Annotated in this window: 21 protein-coding genes; 13 read left to right on the plus strand and 8 right to left on the minus strand. The window is 75.5% G+C overall.

Annotated features, from left to right (window positions below; all coding sequences use genetic code 11):
• Positions 1-68: 68 nt before the first annotated feature.
• Together CS2_RS01185 and CS2_RS01190 are read right to left on the minus strand one after the other, a co-directional pair.
• Entirely contained in the window at positions 69-458 is a 390-nt protein-coding gene (locus CS2_RS01185) for a VOC family protein (protein WP_070318534.1), read from the minus strand.
• 110 nt (positions 459-568) lie between these two features.
• Positions 569-1,780, minus strand: coding sequence for an ROK family transcriptional regulator (locus CS2_RS01190; protein WP_070318535.1), 1,212 nt, complete (start codon positions 1,778-1,780; stop codon positions 569-571).
• A gap of 90 nt (positions 1,781-1,870) precedes the next feature.
• Here CS2_RS01190 and CS2_RS01195 point away from each other — a divergent pair, with 90 nt between their 5' ends.
• The 11 genes from CS2_RS01195 (at position 1,871) to CS2_RS19625 (ending at position 11,303) form a co-directional block, all read left to right on the plus strand.
• A complete protein-coding gene (locus CS2_RS01195) occupies positions 1,871-2,515 on the plus strand; it encodes a sugar O-acetyltransferase (protein WP_070318536.1) in 645 nt (214 codons plus the stop codon).
• The gene (locus CS2_RS01200; protein WP_070318537.1) at positions 2,512-2,730 is read left to right on the plus strand and encodes a DUF2180 family protein; all 219 of its coding nucleotides are present in this window, start codon (positions 2,512-2,514) and stop codon (positions 2,728-2,730) included. The genes CS2_RS01195 and CS2_RS01200 overlap by 4 nt, the downstream gene beginning before the upstream one ends.
• A 222-nt stretch (positions 2,731-2,952) precedes the next feature.
• Positions 2,953-4,038, plus strand: coding sequence for a cold-shock protein (locus CS2_RS01205; RefSeq protein ID WP_070318538.1), 1,086 nt, complete (start codon positions 2,953-2,955; stop codon positions 4,036-4,038).
• A gap of 291 nt (positions 4,039-4,329) precedes the next feature.
• Complete coding sequence (locus tag CS2_RS01215) at positions 4,330-5,256, plus strand: ABC transporter ATP-binding protein (RefSeq protein WP_070318540.1); 927 nt, start codon at positions 4,330-4,332, stop codon at positions 5,254-5,256.
• Entirely contained in the window at positions 5,253-6,116 is an 864-nt protein-coding gene (locus CS2_RS01220) for a hypothetical protein (RefSeq protein ID WP_070318541.1), read from the plus strand. Before CS2_RS01215 ends, CS2_RS01220 begins: the two co-directional genes overlap by 4 nt.
• Positions 6,113-6,955 (plus strand): hypothetical protein, encoded by an 843-nt coding sequence (locus tag CS2_RS01225; RefSeq protein ID WP_070318542.1) that lies wholly within the window; start codon positions 6,113-6,115, stop codon positions 6,953-6,955. The genes CS2_RS01220 and CS2_RS01225 overlap by 4 nt, the downstream gene beginning before the upstream one ends.
• Positions 6,956-7,082: 127 nt before the next feature.
• Complete coding sequence (locus CS2_RS01230; RefSeq protein ID WP_233421024.1) at positions 7,083-8,486, plus strand: sensor histidine kinase; 1,404 nt, start codon at positions 7,083-7,085, stop codon at positions 8,484-8,486.
• Complete coding sequence (locus CS2_RS01235; RefSeq protein ID WP_070318544.1) at positions 8,486-9,202, plus strand: response regulator; 717 nt, start codon at positions 8,486-8,488, stop codon at positions 9,200-9,202. The genes CS2_RS01230 and CS2_RS01235 overlap by 1 nt, the downstream gene beginning before the upstream one ends.
• A 93-nt stretch (positions 9,203-9,295) precedes the next feature.
• Positions 9,296-10,393, plus strand: a complete 1,098-nt coding sequence (locus CS2_RS01240) for a type IV toxin-antitoxin system AbiEi family antitoxin domain-containing protein (protein WP_070318545.1) — start codon at positions 9,296-9,298, stop codon at positions 10,391-10,393.
• Positions 10,390-10,842 carry a nucleotidyl transferase AbiEii/AbiGii toxin family protein gene (locus tag CS2_RS19620; RefSeq protein WP_070318546.1) on the plus strand — a complete coding sequence of 151 codons (453 nt, stop codon included), beginning with the start codon at positions 10,390-10,392 and terminating at the stop codon, positions 10,840-10,842. The genes CS2_RS01240 and CS2_RS19620 overlap by 4 nt, the downstream gene beginning before the upstream one ends.
• The gene (locus tag CS2_RS19625; RefSeq protein ID WP_255430642.1) at positions 10,770-11,303 is read left to right on the plus strand and encodes a nucleotidyl transferase AbiEii/AbiGii toxin family protein; all 534 of its coding nucleotides are present in this window, start codon (positions 10,770-10,772) and stop codon (positions 11,301-11,303) included. The genes CS2_RS19620 and CS2_RS19625 overlap by 73 nt, the downstream gene beginning before the upstream one ends.
• A gap of 206 nt (positions 11,304-11,509) precedes the next feature.
• Here the strand turns inward: CS2_RS19625 and CS2_RS01255 are convergent, their stop codons facing one another.
• From CS2_RS01255 to CS2_RS01270, 4 genes are all read right to left on the minus strand, one after another.
• Positions 11,510-12,637: a GNAT family N-acetyltransferase gene (locus tag CS2_RS01255; protein ID WP_233421025.1), complete on the minus strand. Its 1,128-nt coding sequence runs from the start codon at positions 12,635-12,637 to the stop codon at positions 11,510-11,512.
• Between the two features lie 135 nt (positions 12,638-12,772).
• Positions 12,773-13,504: a class I SAM-dependent methyltransferase gene (locus tag CS2_RS01260; RefSeq protein ID WP_070318548.1), complete on the minus strand. Its 732-nt coding sequence runs from the start codon at positions 13,502-13,504 to the stop codon at positions 12,773-12,775.
• A gap of 93 nt (positions 13,505-13,597) precedes the next feature.
• Entirely contained in the window at positions 13,598-14,974 is a 1,377-nt protein-coding gene (locus tag CS2_RS01265; RefSeq protein WP_070318573.1) for a cellulose binding domain-containing protein, read from the minus strand.
• 135 nt (positions 14,975-15,109) lie between these two features.
• Positions 15,110-15,760: a Type 1 glutamine amidotransferase-like domain-containing protein gene (locus CS2_RS01270; RefSeq protein WP_070318549.1), complete on the minus strand. Its 651-nt coding sequence runs from the start codon at positions 15,758-15,760 to the stop codon at positions 15,110-15,112.
• A 131-nt stretch (positions 15,761-15,891) separates the two neighbouring features.
• On the opposite strand from CS2_RS01270, the gene CS2_RS01275 reads away from it, so the two are divergent.
• Positions 15,892-16,326, plus strand: coding sequence for an HNH endonuclease (locus CS2_RS01275; RefSeq protein ID WP_070318550.1), 435 nt, complete (start codon positions 15,892-15,894; stop codon positions 16,324-16,326).
• A 68-nt stretch (positions 16,327-16,394) separates the two neighbouring features.
• On the opposite strand, the gene CS2_RS01280 is transcribed toward CS2_RS01275, so the two are convergent.
• Positions 16,395-17,576 carry an RICIN domain-containing protein gene (locus CS2_RS01280; RefSeq protein ID WP_070318551.1) on the minus strand — a complete coding sequence of 394 codons (1,182 nt, stop codon included), beginning with the start codon at positions 17,574-17,576 and terminating at the stop codon, positions 16,395-16,397.
• A 188-nt stretch (positions 17,577-17,764) separates the two neighbouring features.
• On the opposite strand from CS2_RS01280, the gene CS2_RS01285 reads away from it, so the two are divergent.
• Positions 17,765-18,280, plus strand: coding sequence for a GNAT family N-acetyltransferase (locus tag CS2_RS01285; protein ID WP_070318552.1), 516 nt, complete (start codon positions 17,765-17,767; stop codon positions 18,278-18,280).
• A gap of 166 nt (positions 18,281-18,446) precedes the next feature.
• Here the strand turns inward: CS2_RS01285 and CS2_RS01290 are convergent, their stop codons facing one another.
• Positions 18,447-19,139 (minus strand): ABC transporter ATP-binding protein, encoded by a 693-nt coding sequence (locus CS2_RS01290; RefSeq protein ID WP_070318553.1) that lies wholly within the window; start codon positions 19,137-19,139, stop codon positions 18,447-18,449.
• Between the last annotated feature and the right edge of the window lie 12 nt (positions 19,140-19,151).

Consider the following 19,151-nt stretch of genomic DNA (forward strand, 5'->3'; position numbering starts at 1 on the left):
AAGATACCCCCGGGGGTATATCTGGCCAAGTGCGCAGGTCGCGCCGCGGACCCGCCCGCCGCTCGCGCTCAGTCCCGGGCGCGCACCTTGATGCCGCACCCCAGCCAGCGCCCGTCGACGTCCTCCAGCACCAGGTCGACGTTGCCGTAGTCGGTCAGGCCCGGCGCGCGCACCACCCGCACACCCGCCGCGAGCAGCTCGGCGTGCAGGCCCGCCGCGTCGTCGGTGATGACGTACGCGTCGTACCCGAAGCCGTACCGCTCGCGGTGCGGCACCACCGGCACGCCCGGCGCGGACGTCAGGACGATCTCGATGCCGTCCCGGTACAGGCACACGTGCGGCTCCGCGGCGTCCAGGTACTCCACCACCCGGAACCCCAGGCGGTCCCGGTACCAGGCGGCCGTCGCCGCGACGTCGGGGACGGGGAAGACGGGGTGGGTCGCCTGCAGCGTGGCCATGGGAACCTCCGGTCCGAGGGGTCGGTGCCGCCGACGCTAGGGCGGCCGTCGGCCCTCTCACCAGGGATTTCGACGCGTCCGGCGAGGACGTGGGTGCTCGGTGCCGGCGGTCAGCGGCCCGTCGAGAGCGGGTCGGCGAGCACGTCGCGCAGCACGAGCTGCGCCGCGCCGACCGCGAGCAGGTCCGCGCCCAGCGCGGCCGTCACGACGCGGGCGTCCTCCCGGGCACCTGGCAGCGCGCGCGCCAGGTGGGCGTCGAGCGCGGCGGTCCCACGCGTGCGGACGAGCGCGGCGAGGAACCCGCCCAGCACGATCCGCTCGGGGTTGAGCACGTTGACGACCGTGCGCAGCGCGACGCCCAGGTACCCCAGCTGCCGGTCGATCTCGGCGAGCGCCGTCGACGGGCGCGCCGCGACGACGCGCGCGAGCGTGGGCTCGAGCTCGGAGGCGGGCACGTCGCCCAGCGCCGCGAGCAGCCGCGCGCGCGACACCTCGGTCTCGAGGCAGCCGTCCGCGCCGCAGTGGCACGGGCGGCCGTCGGACCGGACCAGCGTGTGCCCGATCTCGCCGCCGAACCCGTGCGCCCCGACGGTCGGCGTGCCGCCGTCGGCCACCGACCCGCCGATGCCCGAGGCGCCGCCGTTGAGGTAGACGACGGCGCGCGCACCGCGGCCCGCGCCGAACAGCGCCTCGGCCACCACGCCGCAGTTGGCGTCGTTGTCGACCGTGACCGGTGCGTCGAGGGCCGCGGCGAGCAGCGGGCCGAGCGGGACGTCGCGCCAGCCGAGGTGCGGTGCGACGACGACGTGCCCGGTGCGGCGGTCGACGAGCCCGGGCGCTGCCACGCCCACGCCGCGCAGCGGACCGGTCGGCGCGAGCCGGTCGCGGAGCTCGCGCGCCGCGGCCAGCACGTCGTCGGGGGTGGGCGGTGCGTCGTGCGGGACGCGGGCGCGCGCGAGCACGCGGCCGCCCAGGCCGACGAGCGCGCCGTGCGTCGCGTCGAGCTCGGGGTGCAGCGTGAGCACGCGGGTCGCGTCCGTCGCGTGCACGCGCGGGCTCGGGCGGCCGACGCCGCCCGACGGTGCGGGCAGGTCCTCCGTGACGATCCCCGCGCGGACCAGCTCGGCGACCAGCGCCCGCACGGTCGAGCGGTGCAGGCCGGTCTCGCGCGTGAGGTCGGCGCGCGTGCTGCCGTCGCGCAGGTGGACGGCCTGCAGCACGGCGGCGAGGTTGCGTCGGCGCAGGTCGTCGCGGTCGCTGCCGGACGGGTCGGGCGCGCCGCCGGCGGGGTGCGCGGGCGGCGTCGGCGGGCGGGGGGTCATCGCGTCCGATCGTAGGTCGCGCGGTCCGGCCGGTGGCCCTGGCCGGGTGGGTCTTGTGGCACGGCTGTCGCGGTCCCTAATATGTTTTGCATGACAACAAATCGACGGGACGAGCACGTCGCGACGCTCGTGGCCCAGCACGACGACGTGCGCGACCAGTTCGCGGGCGACTGGATCCGGTACCGCGTCTCGCCCGCGCTGCAGCGGCTCTCGTGGGAGACGCAGTCCGCCTGCGCCCGCATCAGCCGGCTCTTCTACGACGACCCCGACGAGGCCCGCCGCCAGTTCCGCGAGCTCGTGCCCGGCGCCGGTGACGGCATCGACCTGCGCCCGCCGTTCGCGCTCGACTACGGCGTAGGCCTGAGCATCGGCGACCGCACCTTCATCAACAAGGACTTCCTCGTCACCGGCGGCGGGCGCATCACGATCGGCGCCGACTGCCTCATCGGCCCCCGGTGCAGCATCTACACGCCCAACCACGCCGAGGGCCGCGTGCGGCGCCTCGAGGGCTGGGAGCGCGTCAGCCCCGTGACCATCGGCGACAACGTGTGGATCGGCGGCTCCGTCACGATCCTGCCCGGCGTCACCATCGGCTCCGACGCGATCATCGGCGCCGGGTCCGTCGTGACCCGCGACGTCCCGCCCGGCGTCGTCGCCGTCGGCAACCCGTGCCGCGTGCTGCGCCCGATCACGCAGGACGACGAGCTCGCGCGCACCGCCGAGGAGACGGCGTGAGCTGCCACGAGTGCGCCGCGAGCGGCGGCGCCCCGCGCCCCGCGACCGCCGTGTGCTCCGGCTGCGGCGCCGGCACCTGCCCCGAGCACACGCACGAGACCGTCGACGTCGTGCGCGTCAGCAGCGTCGGCAACCCCGTCGAGCGCCGCACGCGTCGTCTGACGTGCACGGCGTGCGCTCGCGCCGCAGCGGTACGCGCCGGCGGGGTGGCCTGACCGGTCGGTCGCCCGCCCTCGCCGGCCCGGTCCCGGGGACGGCAGGCAGGAGTGTCACCCGCCCGGCGTGGCAGACTCGGCGGGTCGTGCCCGCGTGAACGGGCCGGCAGGTCCGCGGCGAGCCGCACAGCGTGGGCCGACCGTCTCCGCGCGAGGCGGCCCCGACGGCAGGCGTCGGCGACACTGGACGGCAGCAACCGCGTTTTTCGTCGAGGAGTCGTCATGCCCCAGGCCACCGTCCGTTGGTTCGACACCGAGCGAGGCTTCGGCTTCCTCGCGCTCGAGGACGAGGGCGACGACCTGTTCGTCCACGCGTCCGAGATCGTCGGCGACTCCTCGCGCGGCCTGCGCGAGGGCCAGGCCGTCGAGTACGAGCTCGGCGAGGGCGACCGCGGCCCCGTCGCCCGCAAGGTCCGCGTCACGGGCGACGTCCTGGCCGACGCGTCGCTCGGGCGGCTCGGCACCGTGAGCTGGTACGAGCCGACCAAGGGCTACGGGTTCGTCACGCCCGACGGCGACGGCGCCGAGATCTTCCTGCACTCGTCCGCGATCGTCGGCGGCGGGGTCGTCACCGAGGGTCAGCGCGTCGCGTTCCTCGTCGTCCCCGGCGAGAAGGGCCCGCAGGCCGACCACCTGCTGCCGCTCGGCCCCGACGCGGCACCCGCGGGTGCCGGTGCCGCGAGCAAGGACGACGGCGCCGACGGCACCGTCACGTTCTACGACGCCGACAAGGGCTTCGGCTTCGCGACGGTCGACGACGGCAGCGAGGACGTGTTCGTGCACGCCCGCATGCTGCAGGGCGTCACCGAGCTCGCCGAGGGCGACCGCATCAGCTTCACGGTCGTCGCGGGCGAGCGCGGCCCGCAGGCCACCGACGTGCGCCTCGTGGGCGGGACGCGCCCGCGCCGGTCGTCGGCCCCCGCGGGTCGCGGCCAGGACCGCGGCCGCTCGGGCGGGTTCGACCGCGGGTCCGACCGCGGTGGCTACGACCGGGGCGGCGACCGTGGGCGCTCCGACCGCGGCGGCTACGACCGGGGCGGCGACCGTGGGCGCCCCGACCGCGGTGGCGACCGCGGCTCCGACCGCCGGTCGTCCGGTGCACCCGCGCGCGGCGGCGAGGGCGTCGTCGCGCGCTACGACGCCGACCGCGGCTTCGGCTTCATCCGCCCCGACGCGGGCGGCGACGACCTGTTCGTGCACGTGTCCGTCGTCCGCGGCGGCGAGGCGCTCTACGAGGGCGACCGCGTGCGCTTCAAGGTCCGCCAGAGCGACCGCGGCCCGCAGGCCGACGGCGTCGAGCTGCTCTGATCGTCCCGTCGGTGGGTGCCCTCGCGGCACCCACCGACGGCTCTCACGTCTCCAGCTCGATCTCGACGGCGTACCCGGTCGGGTCTCCGTCGAGGTCCTCCCCGACGTCCGCACCGTCCTCTCCCGAGGGCGGGGGTGGCGGGGGCGCCTGCCGGGGGACGGGTCTCCTCCCGTGGGAGGAGAAGGGTGCCCCCGCGGTCTCCTCTCGCGGCAGGTGCTGGCGCACCCCCGCGTCTCCGTAGCGTCGCCGACGGACGCCCCACGAGGGGCCGGCACGGGCGAGGAGACGTGATGATCGAGGTCGAGGCGCTGACCAAGCGCTACGGGAGCACGACGGCGGTGGACGGGCTGACGTTCACCGCGCGGCCGGGCACGGTGACGGGGTTCCTGGGCCCCAACGGTGCGGGCAAGTCCACGACCATGCGCGTCGTCGTCGGGCTGGAGCGTGCGACGTCGGGCACGTCGCGCGTCGACGGGCGCCGGTACGCGGACCTGCCGGCGCCGCTGCACGCGGTCGGCGTGATGCTCGACGCGCGGTCGGCCCACCCCGGGCGCACGGCGTACAAGCACCTGCTGTCGCTCGCGCAGACGCACGGCATCGGCAGGGCGCGGGTCCGCGAGGTCCTGGGGCAGACCGGGCTGGAGGCCGTCGCGCGCCGCCGGGCGGGCACGTTCTCGCTGGGCATGGGCCAGCGGCTCGGCATCGCGGGTGCGCTGCTGGGCGACCCGCGGACGCTCGTCCTCGACGAGCCGGTCAACGGTCTCGACCCCGACGGCGTGCTGTGGGTGCGCCGCCTGGTGCGCGAGCTCGCCGCGGAGGGCCGCACGGTGCTGCTGTCGTCGCACCTCATGCACGAGCTCGCGCTGTGCGCCGACCGCGTGGTCGTCATCGGCCGCGGGCGGCTGCTCGCCGACGCGTCGGTGCAGGAGGTCGTCGACCGCTCCGAGCGCGCCGGCACGGTGCGCGTGCGCACGACCGACCCCGAGCGCCTCGCTCGTGAGCTGCTGGCCGCCGGCGCCGAGGTGACTCCCCAGGAGGGCGGTGCGCTGCACGTGCGCGGCGCCACGGTCGACGACGTCGGCACGGCCGCGCAGCGCTGCGGTGCGGCGGTCCTCGAGCTGGCTGCCGAGCAGGTGTCGCTGGAGGACGCGTACCTGCAGCTCACGGCCGACGCGGTCGAGTACCGGGCGGCCGGGGCCTCGGGCGGTGCGCGATGAGCGCGGCGGTGGCCGCGCCCGGCGTGCGGTCCGACGCTCGCCGCGGGCCGACGTTCCCGCGCGTGGTGGCCTCCGAGTGGACGAAGCTCGTGTCGCTGCGCGCGCCCTGGTGGACGGGCGGCGTGACCGTCGTCGTGGCCGGGGTCATCACGTACCTCAGCGCGCAGGCGTCCTCGGTGGACCTCGGGTTCGACCCGGTCGACTCGCTGGGCACGGGTCTCGCTCTCGCCCAGGTCGGGGCGCTCGTGCTGGGGGTCCTCGCGGGCGCCGGCGAGTTCCGCACGGGTGCCGCACGCACCACGTTCACGGCGGTGCCGCGTCGTTGGCCCGTCGTCGCGGCGCAGGCGCTCGTGACCGCCGCGTTCGCGGCCGTGGTCGCGGTGCTGAGCGTCGCCGCGAGCGTCGTGGGCATCCTGCCCCCGGCCGCGCGCCGCGGCATCGAGGTCGACCTCTGGGCCGGCGAGACCCCGGGCGTCATGCTCGGCATGGGCCTGTTCGTCGTCGGGCTGACGCTGCTGGGCCTCGCGATCGGCGTGCTGCTGCGCCGGACCGTCCCGGCGATGGTCACGACGCTCGTCGTCGCGCTGGTCCTCCCGGTGCTGCTGACGATGGTGGGCCCGCCGCCGCTCCCCGCCGACCCGGCCGTGCTGGAGCCCGTCGCGCAGGTGACGGTCGGCGGCACGCTCATGGTCCTGTCGCCCGGCGGCGCCGCGCAGCTCATGACGTTCCCCGCGTCGTCCGGCCCCATGGAGGGCGGCCCGGACATCGGCCCCGTGGGCGGTGGCCTCGTGCTGGCCGCGTGGGTGCTCGTGCTGCTCGTCGCGGCGGCGCTGCGGCTGCGGCTGCGGGACGTGCGATGACGGCGCTGGTCACCGGGCGACGTGCGGACGGGGGTGCCGTGCGCGGCGCCCCCGCCCGCCGCGGGCCCACGTTCCCGCGTGTGCTGCGCTCGGAGACGACCCGGTTCACGAGCCTGCGCACGAACGGCTGGCTCGTGCTCGGCACGGTCGCCGCCGCCGCGGCCGTCGCGTACGGGCTGGGGCTGTTCGTGCGGCCCGACGACGGCCGGTCCGGCTCGTGGGTGGTCACGTCGGGGTTCGTGCTCGCGCAGCTCGGGTTCCTCGTGCTCGGGGCGCTCGTCGCGACGGCCGACCACACGACGGGCACGGCCCGCACGACGTTCACGGCCGTGCCGCGGCGGCTGCCCGTGCTGCTCGCGCAGGTGGTCGTCACGACCGTCGTCGCGCTGGTCACCGGGGCGCTCGCGCTCGTCGCGTCGTGGGTCGCGACCGTCCCGGTGCGCGCGGCCGACGCCCCCGCGCTCGACCTCGCCGTGCCCGGCACCGCGCGGGCGCTGCTCGGCCTCGTGCTCGCCGGGGTCGGCGTGGCGCTGCTCGGCCTCGGGCTCGGCGCGCTGCTGCGACGCCCCGCCGGTGCGATCGTCGGCGGCCTGGTGCTCGTGCTCCTCGCCGACCAGCTGCTCGCCGCCAACCCGGGCCGGTTCACCGACACGCTGCGCGCGTCCCTGCCGTCCGCGGGGGCGCGCCTGCTGCAGGACGACGCCACGCTCGCGGCCCTCGACGCCACCACGCGCGGCCCGCAGCTGGGCGTGTGGGGCGGGGGCGCCGTGCTCGCGGTGTGGGTCGTGGTCGTGCTCGCCGCCGCCGGGTACCGCCTGGTGCGGCATGACGTCCGCTGACCGGGCGCGCCCGCCGACGGGCGGCGTGCCCGTCGCTCGGCCTGGCGTCGCGCCGGGCGTCCGCCGCGAGGTGGCGCCCGTCGTCCCGCCCGGGCACGACCCCGCGCGGGGGTGGGAGAGTGGGCGCGTGGTGGTCCGACGCGCGCCGGCGACGCAGCCCGTCGCACCCGCGTCGGCGCCGCTCACCGAGGAGCAGGTCGGCGACGGCACCGCGCTCGCGCGGCTCGTGCGCGCGAGGCCGTGGCTCGTCGACGTCGTGGTCGTCGTCCTCGTGGTGGCCGTCGGGCTCGTCGGTGCGGGCTTCGGGTGGGAGGGGGCCGCGGGGGCGCGGTACCTGGGGCTGTACCCGCGGGACTCGGGCATCGAGCGCACGGTGGCCTGGACGTGGGTGGCCGGGACGGTCCTGGGTGCCGCGGTGCTCGTGCTGCGTCGCACGCGCCCGCTCGTCGCGACCGTGCTGCTCGTCGGGCTGTCGATCGCGTCGCTGCTGGTCGCCGGCGTGCTCGGCGTCCTGGGGCTGTGCCTGGCCGTCGCGCTGTCGGGCGTCGCGGCCACCCGCGAGCCCCGCACCACGTGGGCCGTCACGGGCGGCGTGCTCGTCGTGGTCGTCGGGGCCGTGTGGCGCTGGCAGGACCTCGGCCTCATCGAGATCCTCGCGTGGGCGGGGTCGGTGCCCTACCCGCTGTGGGAGCCGCAGCAGTTCCTCGCGCAGCCGAACTTCTCGCCCGGGCGCCGGATGGGCTCGGTGCTGCTGCTGCTCGTGCTCGTCCTGCTCGGCGTGGCCGTCGGGTCCGCGACGCGCTCGCGGCGGCTGCACGTGCAGGAGCTCGTCGAGCGCTACCGCGCGCTCGCGCGCGAACGTGACCAGAGCGCCGCGCTGGCCCGCGCGGCCGAGCGCGCGCACATCGCGCGCGAGATGCACGACGTCGTCGCGCACAACGTGTCGGTGATGGTCGCGCTGGCCGACGGCGCCGACGCCGCGTTCGAGCGCGCGCCGGACCGTGCGCGCGACGCGGTGCGGCAGGTCGCGCGCACCGGCCGGGCGGCGCTGGGGGACATGCAGCGCGTCCTCGGTGCGCTGGGGCCGGCCGCGACGGAGCCGGTGCCCGGTGGTGGCGACCAGCCGCAGGACCCCGCCGAGGTGGGTCTCGCGACGGTCGTCGAGCGCTTCGGCGCGACGGGCCTGGCGGTCACCGCGACGGGCCTGGACACGCCGCTGCCACAGGACACCGCGGTGCGGCTCGCGGTGCTGCGGATCCTCGGCGAGGCGCTGACCAACGTGCTGCGGCACGCCCCGGGCGCCCCGTCGGTCGAGGTGGCGGTGCGCCGCACGCCGACGGCCGTGGAGGTGGACGTGCTCGACTCGGGCGGCACGCGCCCGGGCGACGGGCCCGGGTCGGGCCGCGGCGTCCTCGGCATGCGCGAGCGCGCCGCCCTGCTCGGCGGGACCGTCGACGCGGGCCCGCGCCCCGGCGGCGGCTGGCGCGTGCACGCGGTCCTGCCGTGGCACGACGACGACGGAGGTGCGTGATGGCCGGCACGACGACGAGCGACGACGGGCGGCCCGCGACGACGGTGCTGCTCGTGGACGACCAGGCGCTCGTGCGCGTCGGGTTCCGGCTGGTCATCGAGTCCGAGCCGGACCTCGTGGTCGTCGGGGAGGCGTCCGACGGCGGCGCCGCGCTCGCGCAGGTCGCGGCCCTGACGCCGGACGTGGTCCTCATGGACATCCGCATGCCCGGCGTGGACGGCATCGAGGCGACGCGACGCGTCGTCGCCGAGCACCCCGGGTCGCGCGTGCTGGTCCTCACGACGTTCGACGTCGACGACCTCGCGTTCGCCGCGCTGCGCGCCGGTGCGAGCGGGTTCCTGCTGAAGTCCGCCGCCCCCGGCGAGCTCGTCGACGCGATCCGCACGGTCGCGGCCGGCACCGCCGTCGTGGCGCCGCGCGTGCTGCGCCGCATGCTCGACCTGTTCGCGCCGCACCTGCCCGCGTCCGGCGAGGTCGCCCAGCCGGGGGAGGACCCGCGCCTGAGCGTGCTCACGCCGCGCGAGCTCGACGTGCTGCGGCTCATCGCCGCGGGTGCGTCGAACTCCGAGATCGCCACCGAGCTGTACGTGTCCGAGACGACCGTGAAGACCCACGTGGGCAACGTGTTCGCCAAGCTCGGCGCGCGCGACCGCGTGCAGGCCGTGATCATCGCCTACGAGTGCGGGCTGGCCGGCAGCGCGACGCGCCGCGCCTGAGCCGCCGGCGCGGCGTCCTCTACGGAGGCCGCAAGACCACCGCAGACCATGCTGGTGCTGTGATTGTCACACCCCAGGCGTTACATTTGCAGCATGCGCACGTCCGATCTCGCGACGCTCACCGAGCTCGCCGCTGCGCAGTGGGGGCTGGTGACTACCGCCCAAGCGCAGGAGGTCGGGGTCTCGCGCATGACGCTGGCCCGTCTGGTCGACGCCGGCATCCTTGATCGGGTCGCGCACGGCGTGTACGCCACCCCGGCGGTCCTGGGCGACGAGCTGCTCGGGCTGCGGACGGCGTGGGTCGCGCTGCAGCCGCGCCGTGCCGTAACCGATCGCCTGGCGGACCCGATCGGCGCCGGCGTCGTCTCGCATGCCTCCGCCGCGCAGCTGCACGGCCTCGGCGACCTGCTTGCCGACGAGCACGAGCTCACCCTGCCGACCCGCTACCAGTCCACACGCCCCGGCGTGCGAGTGCACCGCGCGACCCTGGCGCCGGCCGACGTCACCGTGGTGGCAGGTCTGCCCGTCACCACAGCGGCGCGTACGGTCGCCGACCTCCTGGCCGCCGGCCACGACGTCGAACACGTCGGCCAGGTCGCGGCCGACGCCGTGCGTCAGGGATCGGCCGACGGCCGAGCGCTCGTGCGCGCGCTCGAGCCTGTCGCGCGACGCCACGAGTCCGGTGACGTTGCCGCGCTGACGACCCGGCTGCTGCAGGCAGGGGGTCTGGCCCCGCGTGAGCTCGGGGACCGCCTGATCGGCTCCGACGTCGGCGTCGACCTGGTCGCCCGCTCCCTGAACGACCGCCTGGTCCTGTCTCCCGAGAGCGTCAAGCTCGTCGAGGACCTCGTCACGCTCGTCGGCGTCGTAGCGAGCAACCCCGAGGTGCGTGCCCGTCTGGCCAGCATGGCCGAGCGAACCCGAGCGAGGGTTGCGCCGATCAACGAGGCCATCACCGGCACGCTCCTGCCCGGCGTCGACGCTGCGCGCGCCCGGATCGCGGCCGCCCTGCCGAGCCCGGAGACCCGCCAGCGGATGGCGACCTGGTTCGAGGACCCGGAGAACCAAGCCGCCCTGCAGCAGATCCTGCTCGCGCTGCAGACCGCCGCCCAGACCACGGCCGCGGTTGCCGACGGCGACGTCCACGAGCACGACGACGACGAGCACGACGAAGACGAGGATCAGCTGTGAACGTCACCGGGTACCGCGACGGCGTCGCGATGTGGCGCGCCATCAGCGATCGCGCACGCGTCGCCTCCAAGGAGACAGGGCGCCCGACGAACGAGCTGGTCCGCCGGTTCGTCTACGACCGCTTCCTCGCCCGCGTGTTCGCCGACCCCAGCTCGCCCTGGGTGCTCAAGGGCGGCACCGCCGTGCTCGCGCGCGTGAACGACGCCCGGCACAGCAAGGATGTCGACCTCCTGCGCAGCCTCGGCAACATCGACGACGCGCTCGAGGCGCTGCGCGCGGCCGTGGCCGTCGACCTCGAGGACCACTTCCGGTTCGTGGTCGGCACCGTGCGTCCCGTCGGCGGGCCGGCCAGCAGCCCGACGTCGCGGGCCACCGCGTGCAGATCGACGCGTACTGCGGCACCCGCAGGTGTGAGGCATTCGGGGTCGACCTGGTCACCGGCTCGCTGATGACTGCCGAGCCGGAGGTCGTGCGCTCGAGCCTGCCGCTGGAGCTGCCGGGTGTGCAGGCGCCGACGGTGCGGGCCTACCCCGTCGTCGATCACGTCGCCGACAAGCTCGCCGCCACCGAGACCGTCTACGCCGACGGCGCCCGCTCCAGCCGCGCGCGCGACCTCGTCGATCTCGTCGTGTTCGCCCGGACCCAGGCCGTCGACGGCGAGGCGCTGCACAACGCGATCGTCGCCGAGCGCCTGCACCGGCGGCTGCCGGCCAGCGAGACCTTCGCCGTCCCGCCGGCCTGGGCGACCACCTACCCGCCACTGGCAGCCAAGACGCCTCACTGCGACGGGCTCCACGACCTCGAGGCAGCGGTCAGCCTCGTCGCGGCATTCCTCGAGCCGGCCCTGACCGACGCGGCCACAGGTCACCGCTGGGACCCGGACGGTCAGGTCTGGAGCCCGCTCGGCTGACACGGGGCAGGGGCCGCGGTTCAGCGGCCGCTGGCATCCCCGACGACGCTGCGCGGGTCGGTGTTCCGCGGACACTGCGAGGTCACGCGAAGCCACGCACGAGCGGCTCCGGCAGTCGGCCCGCGACGTCGGGTGTCTGGTCCACGAGGTCCCCGTCGTCGCGGTCACGACCCGCACGAACTCGCCTGCGGGTTCCGCCGGCCCGGTCAGGGCCGCGGGGCGGGTGTGTGGAGGTGCGCGACGTCGCCGACGGTGACGACCGCGCGGTTGTGGAAGAACCCGTCCTCGCGCAGCGTCGTGATGCTGCCCGACGGCACGGGGAACGCGACGTGCCCGGCGGACGCGACGGGCATGCCGATCCACGCCGCGACGAGCAGCCCGGCGGTGAAGCCGTGCGTGACGACCACGAGGTGGTCGACGTCGAGCGTCAGCAGGTCGGTCAACGCGGCGTACGCGCGCACGGCGAGGTCGAGGCGCGTCTCGGCGCCGGGCACGCCCTCGTCGTGGCGCAGCCGGTCGCCGACGGCGGGCGGCGGCACGAAGCGCGCGTCGAGCCACGCCTGCGGGCGGCCGCCCGCCTCGCCGTAGGACTTCTCGCGCAGCCGCGCGTCGAACGTGGGGGTCACGGCGAGCGCCGAGGCGACGACCTCGGCGGTCCGGCGGGTGCGCAGCAGGTCCGACGACGCGACGGCGACGCCCGCCCCCGCGGTGATGCGCGCCCGCAGCGCCGCCCCGATCGCCGCCGCCTGGCGCTCGCCCAGCGGTGTGAGGTCGGAGTCGAACTGCCCGCCGACCAGGCCGTCGACGTGGTGCGTCGCCTCGGGGTGCGTGACGACGTGCACGGTGCGCTCGCGCACGGGGACGCGGCCGGGCACGGGTGGCAGCGGCACGGGGTCCGCCGCCACGGGCGGCGCGGCGTAGATCAGCTCGGGGTCGCCCTCGTCGAGCCCGTCGACGACGCCGACGCACGCCCACCCGGCCGCGTCGAGCACCGCCTGCATGGGTCGGTTCGACAGGTTCGTCGACGTGAAGACCTTCGGCGTCGCGCGCGTGCCGGACGCGTGCGCGAGCAGCGCCGTCGCGACGCCGCGGCGCCGTGCGGCGGGCGCGACCTTGACCAGCTCGACGAGGTCGTGGCCGAAGAAGTGCGGCACGACGACCGCGAACCCTGCGACCTCGCCGGCCGTCCCGGCGACGCGCAGCGCACCCGTCGATGCCCACGCGGCCACGTCGTCGCCGCTCAGGGTGCCGCCGGTCGCGTGGTCGAGGTCGAGGACGGCGGGCACGTCCGCGGGCGTGGCGCGGCGGGTCTGCGGAGTCGGGTGGGCGCTCACGCGGGCACGCTAGCGACGGCCGTCGCGTCGGGCCAGGGGGATCGTGCCGTCCGTACCGGGCGGCACGCCCGTCGCCGTCCGCGAGCGCACGTCGGTCTGGTGCGCACCACACGGCCCGTCACGCGAGTCGCCGCGTCACGACCCCGCGCGGCGCAGCAGCACGACCCGCTCGTCGTCGGCGGGCACCTCGACCCGCTCGACCGTGAGCCCCGCGCCCTCGGCCAGCAGCCGGAAGCCGTCGTCGGTGTACCAGTGCATCACCCAGTCGCGGTCGGCCTCCTGCACGCCGTCGGGGCCGTCGAGCCGGTAGCGCACGTGCGTCGTGCGCGTCCGTGCGGCGGCGTCGTACTCCTCGCCGACGACGTGGAACCGCGCCTGCCGGCCCTGCTCGGTGACGGCCTCGCGGACCCGGCCGATCTGCTCGGCGGGAGTCGGCGGCGGCGACCACAGCGGCACGAGCGCCGCGCCGCCGGGCAGCAGGTGCCGCGTGATCGACAGCAGCGCGGCCGCCGCGGTCGCGTCGTCGGGCAGCAGGTTGAACGTCGCGCCCGCGAGGTACACCGACCGGAACCGCCGCGGCAGCGCGAGGTCCTCCATGCGCTGGTGGTGCACGGTGGCGGTCAGCCCCTGCGCGGCGGCCTTCTCGCGGCAGCGCCGCACCATGTCGGCCGACGAGTCGACGCCCTCGACGTCGATCCCCGCCGCCACCAGCTCGAGGAACGGGCCGACGTCGCCGCAGCCCAGCTCGAGCGCGGGCTCACCCTCCGCGCGGACGAAGTCGAGGTACGGACCGGCCTCGACGACGTCGCCCCGCAGCGGCCCGTAGGCCTCGGCGACGATCCCGGTGTAGAAGTCCGCAGCGCGCATGGCGGCACGCTAGTGAGGCGTCCACGGCCGCGACCAGGGGATTCGACGCGCGGTCGCCGAGGGCGCCACCGGCCCGCCCGACCGGGCAGCCCCTCACGACGCGCAGGCGACCTGCGGCGTCCCCGGCGTCCCGGTGGCGATGAACCCGAACGTCGTCGTCCCGCCCGCCGCGAGGGCGCCGTTGTAGGGCGCGTTGCTCACGACGACGCTCGTCCCGGACGTCGTCTGGACGCCGTTCCACAGCGTGCTCACGGTCGCGCCGGTCAGCGTCACGCGCCACGACGTGAGCGCCGCCGCACCCGCCGTGACCGTGACCTCGCCCTGGTAGCCGCCCGACCACGTGCTGACGGCCCGGAACGTCGCGGTGCACGCGGCACCGGGCGTCGGGGTGGTCGTCGGCGTGGGCGTGACGGTCGGGGTGGGCGTCGGAGTCACGGTGGGCGTGGGCGTCACGGTCGGCGTCGGCGTCGGCGTCGGTGTGGGCGTCGTGCCGCCGCCGGACGTCGTGTACGGGACGACCGTCCGCGGTGCGGAGCACTTGCCGCCGCACGCGGCGGGCAGCGAGAACGCGTACTCGCGCCCGCCGAAGAGGTAGGCGTCGGTGACGTCCTTGACGCGGATCCGGTAGTCGGTGCCGCCGGGCGTGGTCGGCTTCACCAGGAACGACTGCCCCATGTCGGTGTTCATGGGGGTCGGGACCCACGCGCCGTCGGCGTAGTGCTCGACGCCGTGGATGCCGTTGGGCAGGTGGTTGATGGACACCCCGGCCCACCAGCGCTCGGATCCCTGGATGAACCCGATCTCGATGTCCCCGGTGTAGTGCGGGGCCTCGATGAACTCCCAGGTCACCTTGCGGTTGCCCCAGTGCGCGGGCTCGAGGTCGCCGACCGCGGCGCCGTCCTTCACGAACCGGTTGATGGCGGCGTGCGCGAGGTCGAGGTGGTACGGGTCGTCGCGGCACCACGCGTTGGGGTCGCCGCAGCTGTCGGCGACGAGCATGTCGAGCGTCGCGCCGTTGTACCTGTCCTCGACCCACGCCCCGTTGCGGCAGAACGCCTGCCCGGCGGCGCCGTCGTTGAGTCCCGTGCAGTAGTCGTCGATGGTCACGCGCACCCACCGGCCGCAGTTGCGGCCGTTGTCCCACATGCCCGTCTTCGGGTCGCCGGTGGCCATCGGGCGCGGGTACATGGCGTAGTCGCCGGGGGTGTGGAACACGTTGAGCGCGATCCAGTTCTGCGTCTCCAGCTGGTCCTGCGGCAGCCCGCAGCCGCCGTAGGGTGCGCCGAGGTTGTCGAACCACGTCGCGTTGCCCGTCACGGGTGCGGGCTCGCCGCCCGGGGTGATGGCCTGCGTGGTGGGCGCCTGCCTGGCGACGGCCTGCGCCCCGGAGGGGGCCGCGACGAGCGCGGCACCCGTCAGCAGCACGGCGAGCACGTGGCTCCACGACCGGAGCAGCCTCTGCGCGGACATCACGGTCCCTCTCGGTGGGCGACGGGTCGCGCCGAGTGTGCTCCTGCTGCGGGCCCGGCGGGCGGGGGTCGGGCGTCGTCCGGGGCTGCGAATCGTTTCCGACGACGGACGGGCCCGCCCGACCCCGTCAGGCGCTCACCGCAGCCGCGTCCACGTCCCCTCGGAGACCACCTCGACCACGCCGTCGACGACCGCGATCGCCGTCTGCTCGTCGATCGCGTACGCGGGGACGTCGAGGTCGGCCGCCCACCGTTCCGCGTCGGCCGGGGTGTTGGTCGGGAACGCGTTCAGGTGCGGGAAGATCGCGAAGTCGACGAGGCCCAGCGTGCGGTCGTCCGGTGCGGACGGCCACTCGACGAAGGACGGGCCGATGCGCGGCGTCAGCACCATGCTTCCCGCGCTCACGCCCACCCACACCGTGTCCGTCAGCGACGGCAGCAGCTCCGCGACGCCCGACGCGCGCAGCCAGTGGGCCAGGTAGGTCGCGTCGCCGCCGTCGACCAGCAGCACGTCGGCCTCCCGCAGCCACGTCTCCCAGCGCCGTGAGCCCGTCGACGGCAGCGCCGTCAGCTCCAGGACGCCGAGCGACGCCCACCCCAGACCCGTCAGGTGCGCGTCGCCCGCGACGACGCGCCGCACCGACGCCGGCCCGCACATCGGGTGCCCCCACTGCGCGGTCGGGATGCACAGCGCATGCGCCTCGGCGACGGGCTTGCCGAGCAGCCGCACGAGCGCGTCGTGGATCGACGGGTTGGTGACCCCGCCCGACGTGAGCAGCAGCTTCATGGCACCTCCGGGTCGGCGTGGACGTCCTGGTCCGACCGACCGCCGGGAGCGCCGAACCTCATCGGGGTGCGCGGACCGGCTCTCGGGCGGGTCGCCGGTGGTGGCGGGGTCGCGACTCCTACGCTGCCGCCATGGCCCGCCCCACCCGCCGCGTCCAGGTCGCCCGCCGCCGACGGCGCCGGCTCGCCCGGGTCGACAACGACCTCACCGACCTGGAGTGGGGCGCGCTGCGGGACGCGTGGGGCGGCTGCGCCTACTGCGGCGCGGCCGACCGTCCGCTGCAGCGGGACTGCGTCCTGCCGATCTCGCGCGGCGGTCGCTACACCGTCGACAACGTCGTGCCCGCGTGCGGGGCGTGCAACGCCAGCAAGTGCAACACCGAGGTCGTGTCGTGGCTGCGCCGCAAGAAGCTCGACGAGCGCGCGTTCCTGCTGCGGCACGCGACGATCCGCCGGGCGCTGGGTGCGCCGGCGTCGGCCGAGGTCCCGGTGCCCGCCGACGTGCCGGTGCCGACCGCCGTCCCGGTGCCGGCTGAGGTCCCGGTGCCGGCCACGCCGTCGGCCTGAGCGTGCCGCGCCGACGTCCGGGTGCGCGCGGTCGCACCCGGACGCCGGCCCGGTCGTGAGGGCAGAGCTCAGCCGACCTTCACGAGCTGCCACTGCTGGTTGGCGCCGTTCCAGTCGCTGTACTGCACGACGTTCGCGCCGTCGGCGGTGGAGGCGCCCTGCACCTCGACGGCCTTGCCGCTGTTGCGGTTGATCAGCTGCACGTAGCCCTCGATGGTCTGGAGGCTGAACTGCTGGTTGGTGCCGTTGTTGTCGGTCCACTGCTGGATCGTCGCGCCGTCGGCGGTGGACTTCGCGGCCACGTCGAGCACCTTGCCCGACAGCCGCGACCTCAGCTTGTAGTAGCCGTTGCCGGCGTCGACGAACTGCCACTGCTGCTGGTTGCCGCCGTTGCGGGACCACTGGGCGATGCGCGCACCGTCCGCGGTGGACAGGTTGTACACGTCGAGGGCCTTGCCGCTGTTGCGGTTGACGAGCGTGTACCAGGCGGAGGTGTCGACCGTGCCGGGGGTCCCGGGGTTGCCCGGGTTGCCGGCGGGGTTGCCGATGCTGCCGGGCACGGAGCGCAGCGCCGCGAACCAGGCGGCGGCCATCTTGTCGTAGCCCGCCGCGTTGGGGTGCACGCCGTCGGGCAGGTCGGCGGTGCTGACCGCCCGGTACATGTCGACCAGGTGCACCTTCTTGCCCGCGGCGGCGCGGCTCTGCACGAGGCCCGGGATCGCGGAGTTGTAGGCGCGGACCTGCGCGTCGGCGAACGACACGGGGATCAGGGTCGCGACGAACACGTCGGTCTGCGGGGACGTGCTGGTGATCTTGTCGACGACGGACGCGAGCCGCGCGGGCGCGTTGGCGAGGTCGCGGTTCTGGGTGATGTCGTTGGTGCCGATGTGCAGCAGCACGGTGCGCGGCTGGTACGTGCGCACCCAGCTGACGACGTTGGCGTCGATCTGGTCGATCCGCCAGCCGGAGTGGCCCTCGTGGTCGTGGTCGCCGAGGCTGCCCGGCCCGTTGAAGCCCGACCCGACGAAGTCCGTCGTGTAGCCGTTCTGCGCGAGGCGCTGCCAGAGCCCGACGCGGTACCCGCCGCCGCCGGTCATGCCGACGCCCTCGGTGATCGAGTCGCCCAGCGGCATGACGCGCGTGCCGCCGTTGCTCTCGGCGGACGCCGGCACGGACGTGGCGACGACACCTCCGGCCAGCGCGAGGCTGAGCGTGACGGCCACGAGGAGCCGTCGGGCGAGTCGGTGCATGGCGTCTGCCTCCTGTGATCGCGGCGCTGCGGTCGACCGCCGATGTGAGCGTTCACGTGGCGGATCCGGTCACTGTGGCACGCGCGCGGCGGGCCGGGCGATCAGCACAAACGATTAGGTGCGGTCGTCGCTCAGAGCTCGCGGAGCATCGTGTCCGAACCCGTCCGCGAGGGTGGCACGATCGCCGCATGGCACCGATGCCCGTGCCGGACCTGCTCGAGACCGATCGCCTCGTGCTGCGGCCCCGCCGGGCCGAGCACGCGGCGACGTACCGCCTGCTGTGGACCGAGCGGGACCCGCGGGTGCCGGAGCACCGGCGCATCGACGCCCACGGTCGGCCCACCGTCGCGGACGTGGCCGCGCGGCTCGGCGACGAGCCCGGACTCCTCGCCGTGCACCGCAGGGACACCGACGAGGTCGTCGGGTACTGCGGCCTGACGGGGTGGGGGAGCCCGCCGCCCGACGAGCCCGAGCTGGTGTTCGAGCTGCTGCGTGCCGCGCAGGGCCGCGGCTACGCCACCGAGGCGGGACAGGCGGTCGTCGCGTGGGCGCGTGAGTCGGGCTGCTCGCGGCTGCGGGCGACGGTGTGGGACTGGAACGTGGCCTCCCGCCGGGTGCTGGCGAAGCTCGGGTTCCGCGAGACGGGCGACGTGGTGGCACGGTCCGCCGCGGGCTGCAGCCTGCTGACGGTTCGGGACCTCTGAGCGGGTCGGCGCGCTGCCGCGAGCGCTGGTGGCCAACCCTCGTGCCCACTCGACCGACCTCCGCGGCCAGGAGAACACGCTCGCCGTCTCACCGAGCTGTCCGGATCCTCGTCGTGCGCGCCGCCGTCAACCACGGCTGCTCTCGCAGGCCGTCGGTGAGCTCACGTCACGCGGCCGACCGAGATTCCTCTTCGAGTCGTCCATCGAGCATCCGGACCGTCCGGTCGACCGAGTCGAGTGTCGAGGCGTCGTGCGAGACGACGAGTGTCGCCGCGTCGAGCTCACGGGCGAGGCGGGTGATGAGGTCGATGACCTGGGTGCCGCGGGCGTGGTCGAGCGCCGATGTCGGTTCGTCGACCAGGAGGACCTGCGGTGCGCCGATGAGCGCGCGGGCGATCGCCACCCGCTGGCGCTGCCCGCCGGACAGCTGAGCGGGTCGCTTGTGCGCGTGGTCGCTCATCCCCACCTCGGCGAGGAGGTCCAGGGCCTGCGTTCGCACGCTGGCGGGCCGGTTGCCGCGCAGGTGTGCGTGGAGCTCGAGCTGCTCGAGCGCGGTCAGGGATCCCAGCAGCTGGGGCGACTGGAAGACGATGCCGATCCGGTCGAGACGTGTCCTGGTGGCTGCCGCGACGCCCGTGCCCGGGTGGAAGACGACGTCCTGGCCGATCCGGACGGTGCCGGTCGTGGGCCGGGTGAGGCCACCGGCCACGGCGAGCAGGCTCGACTTGCCGGAGCCGGACGGTCCCAGCAGGGCAGTCGTGGTGCCCGACGGGATGGTCAGGTCGAGGTCCTCGACGGCGGTGAGGGTCGAGTCGCCGTCCGGGTAGACGAGGGTGACGGCGTCCAGGTGCAGGTTCATGGTGTGTCCTCC

Source organism: Cellulomonas iranensis NBRC 101100 = JCM 18110, from assembly GCF_001552375.1.
GTDB lineage: Bacteria > Actinomycetota > Actinomycetes > Actinomycetales > Cellulomonadaceae > Cellulomonas > Cellulomonas iranensis.

Bases quoted from the DNA above. Each gene is read 5' to 3' on its own strand.
- CS2_RS01185 (WP_070318534.1), bottom strand. From the start codon at position 458: ATGGCCACGCTGCAGGCGACCCACCCCGTCTTCCCCGTCCCCGACGTC.
- CS2_RS01190 (WP_070318535.1), bottom strand. From the start codon at position 1,780: ATGACCCCCCGCCCGCCGACGCCGCCCGCGCACCCCGCCGGCGGCGCG.
- CS2_RS01195 (WP_070318536.1), top strand. From the start codon at position 1,871: ATGACAACAAATCGACGGGACGAGCACGTCGCGACGCTCGTGGCCCAG.
- CS2_RS01205 (WP_070318538.1), top strand. From the start codon at position 2,953: ATGCCCCAGGCCACCGTCCGTTGGTTCGACACCGAGCGAGGCTTCGGC.
- CS2_RS01215 (WP_070318540.1), top strand. From the start codon at position 4,330: ATGATCGAGGTCGAGGCGCTGACCAAGCGCTACGGGAGCACGACGGCG.
- CS2_RS01220 (WP_070318541.1), top strand. From the start codon at position 5,253: ATGAGCGCGGCGGTGGCCGCGCCCGGCGTGCGGTCCGACGCTCGCCGC.
- CS2_RS01225 (WP_070318542.1), top strand. From the start codon at position 6,113: ATGACGGCGCTGGTCACCGGGCGACGTGCGGACGGGGGTGCCGTGCGC.
- CS2_RS01235 (WP_070318544.1), top strand. From the start codon at position 8,486: ATGGCCGGCACGACGACGAGCGACGACGGGCGGCCCGCGACGACGGTG.
- CS2_RS01240 (WP_070318545.1), top strand. From the start codon at position 9,296: ATGCGCACGTCCGATCTCGCGACGCTCACCGAGCTCGCCGCTGCGCAG.
- CS2_RS01260 (WP_070318548.1), bottom strand. From the start codon at position 13,504: ATGCGCGCTGCGGACTTCTACACCGGGATCGTCGCCGAGGCCTACGGG.
- CS2_RS01265 (WP_070318573.1), bottom strand. From the start codon at position 14,974: ATGTCCGCGCAGAGGCTGCTCCGGTCGTGGAGCCACGTGCTCGCCGTG.
- CS2_RS01270 (WP_070318549.1), bottom strand. From the start codon at position 15,760: ATGAAGCTGCTGCTCACGTCGGGCGGGGTCACCAACCCGTCGATCCAC.
- CS2_RS01275 (WP_070318550.1), top strand. From the start codon at position 15,892: ATGGCCCGCCCCACCCGCCGCGTCCAGGTCGCCCGCCGCCGACGGCGC.
- CS2_RS01280 (WP_070318551.1), bottom strand. From the start codon at position 17,576: ATGCACCGACTCGCCCGACGGCTCCTCGTGGCCGTCACGCTCAGCCTC.
- CS2_RS01285 (WP_070318552.1), top strand. From the start codon at position 17,765: ATGGCACCGATGCCCGTGCCGGACCTGCTCGAGACCGATCGCCTCGTG.
- CS2_RS01290 (WP_070318553.1), bottom strand. From the start codon at position 19,139: ATGAACCTGCACCTGGACGCCGTCACCCTCGTCTACCCGGACGGCGAC.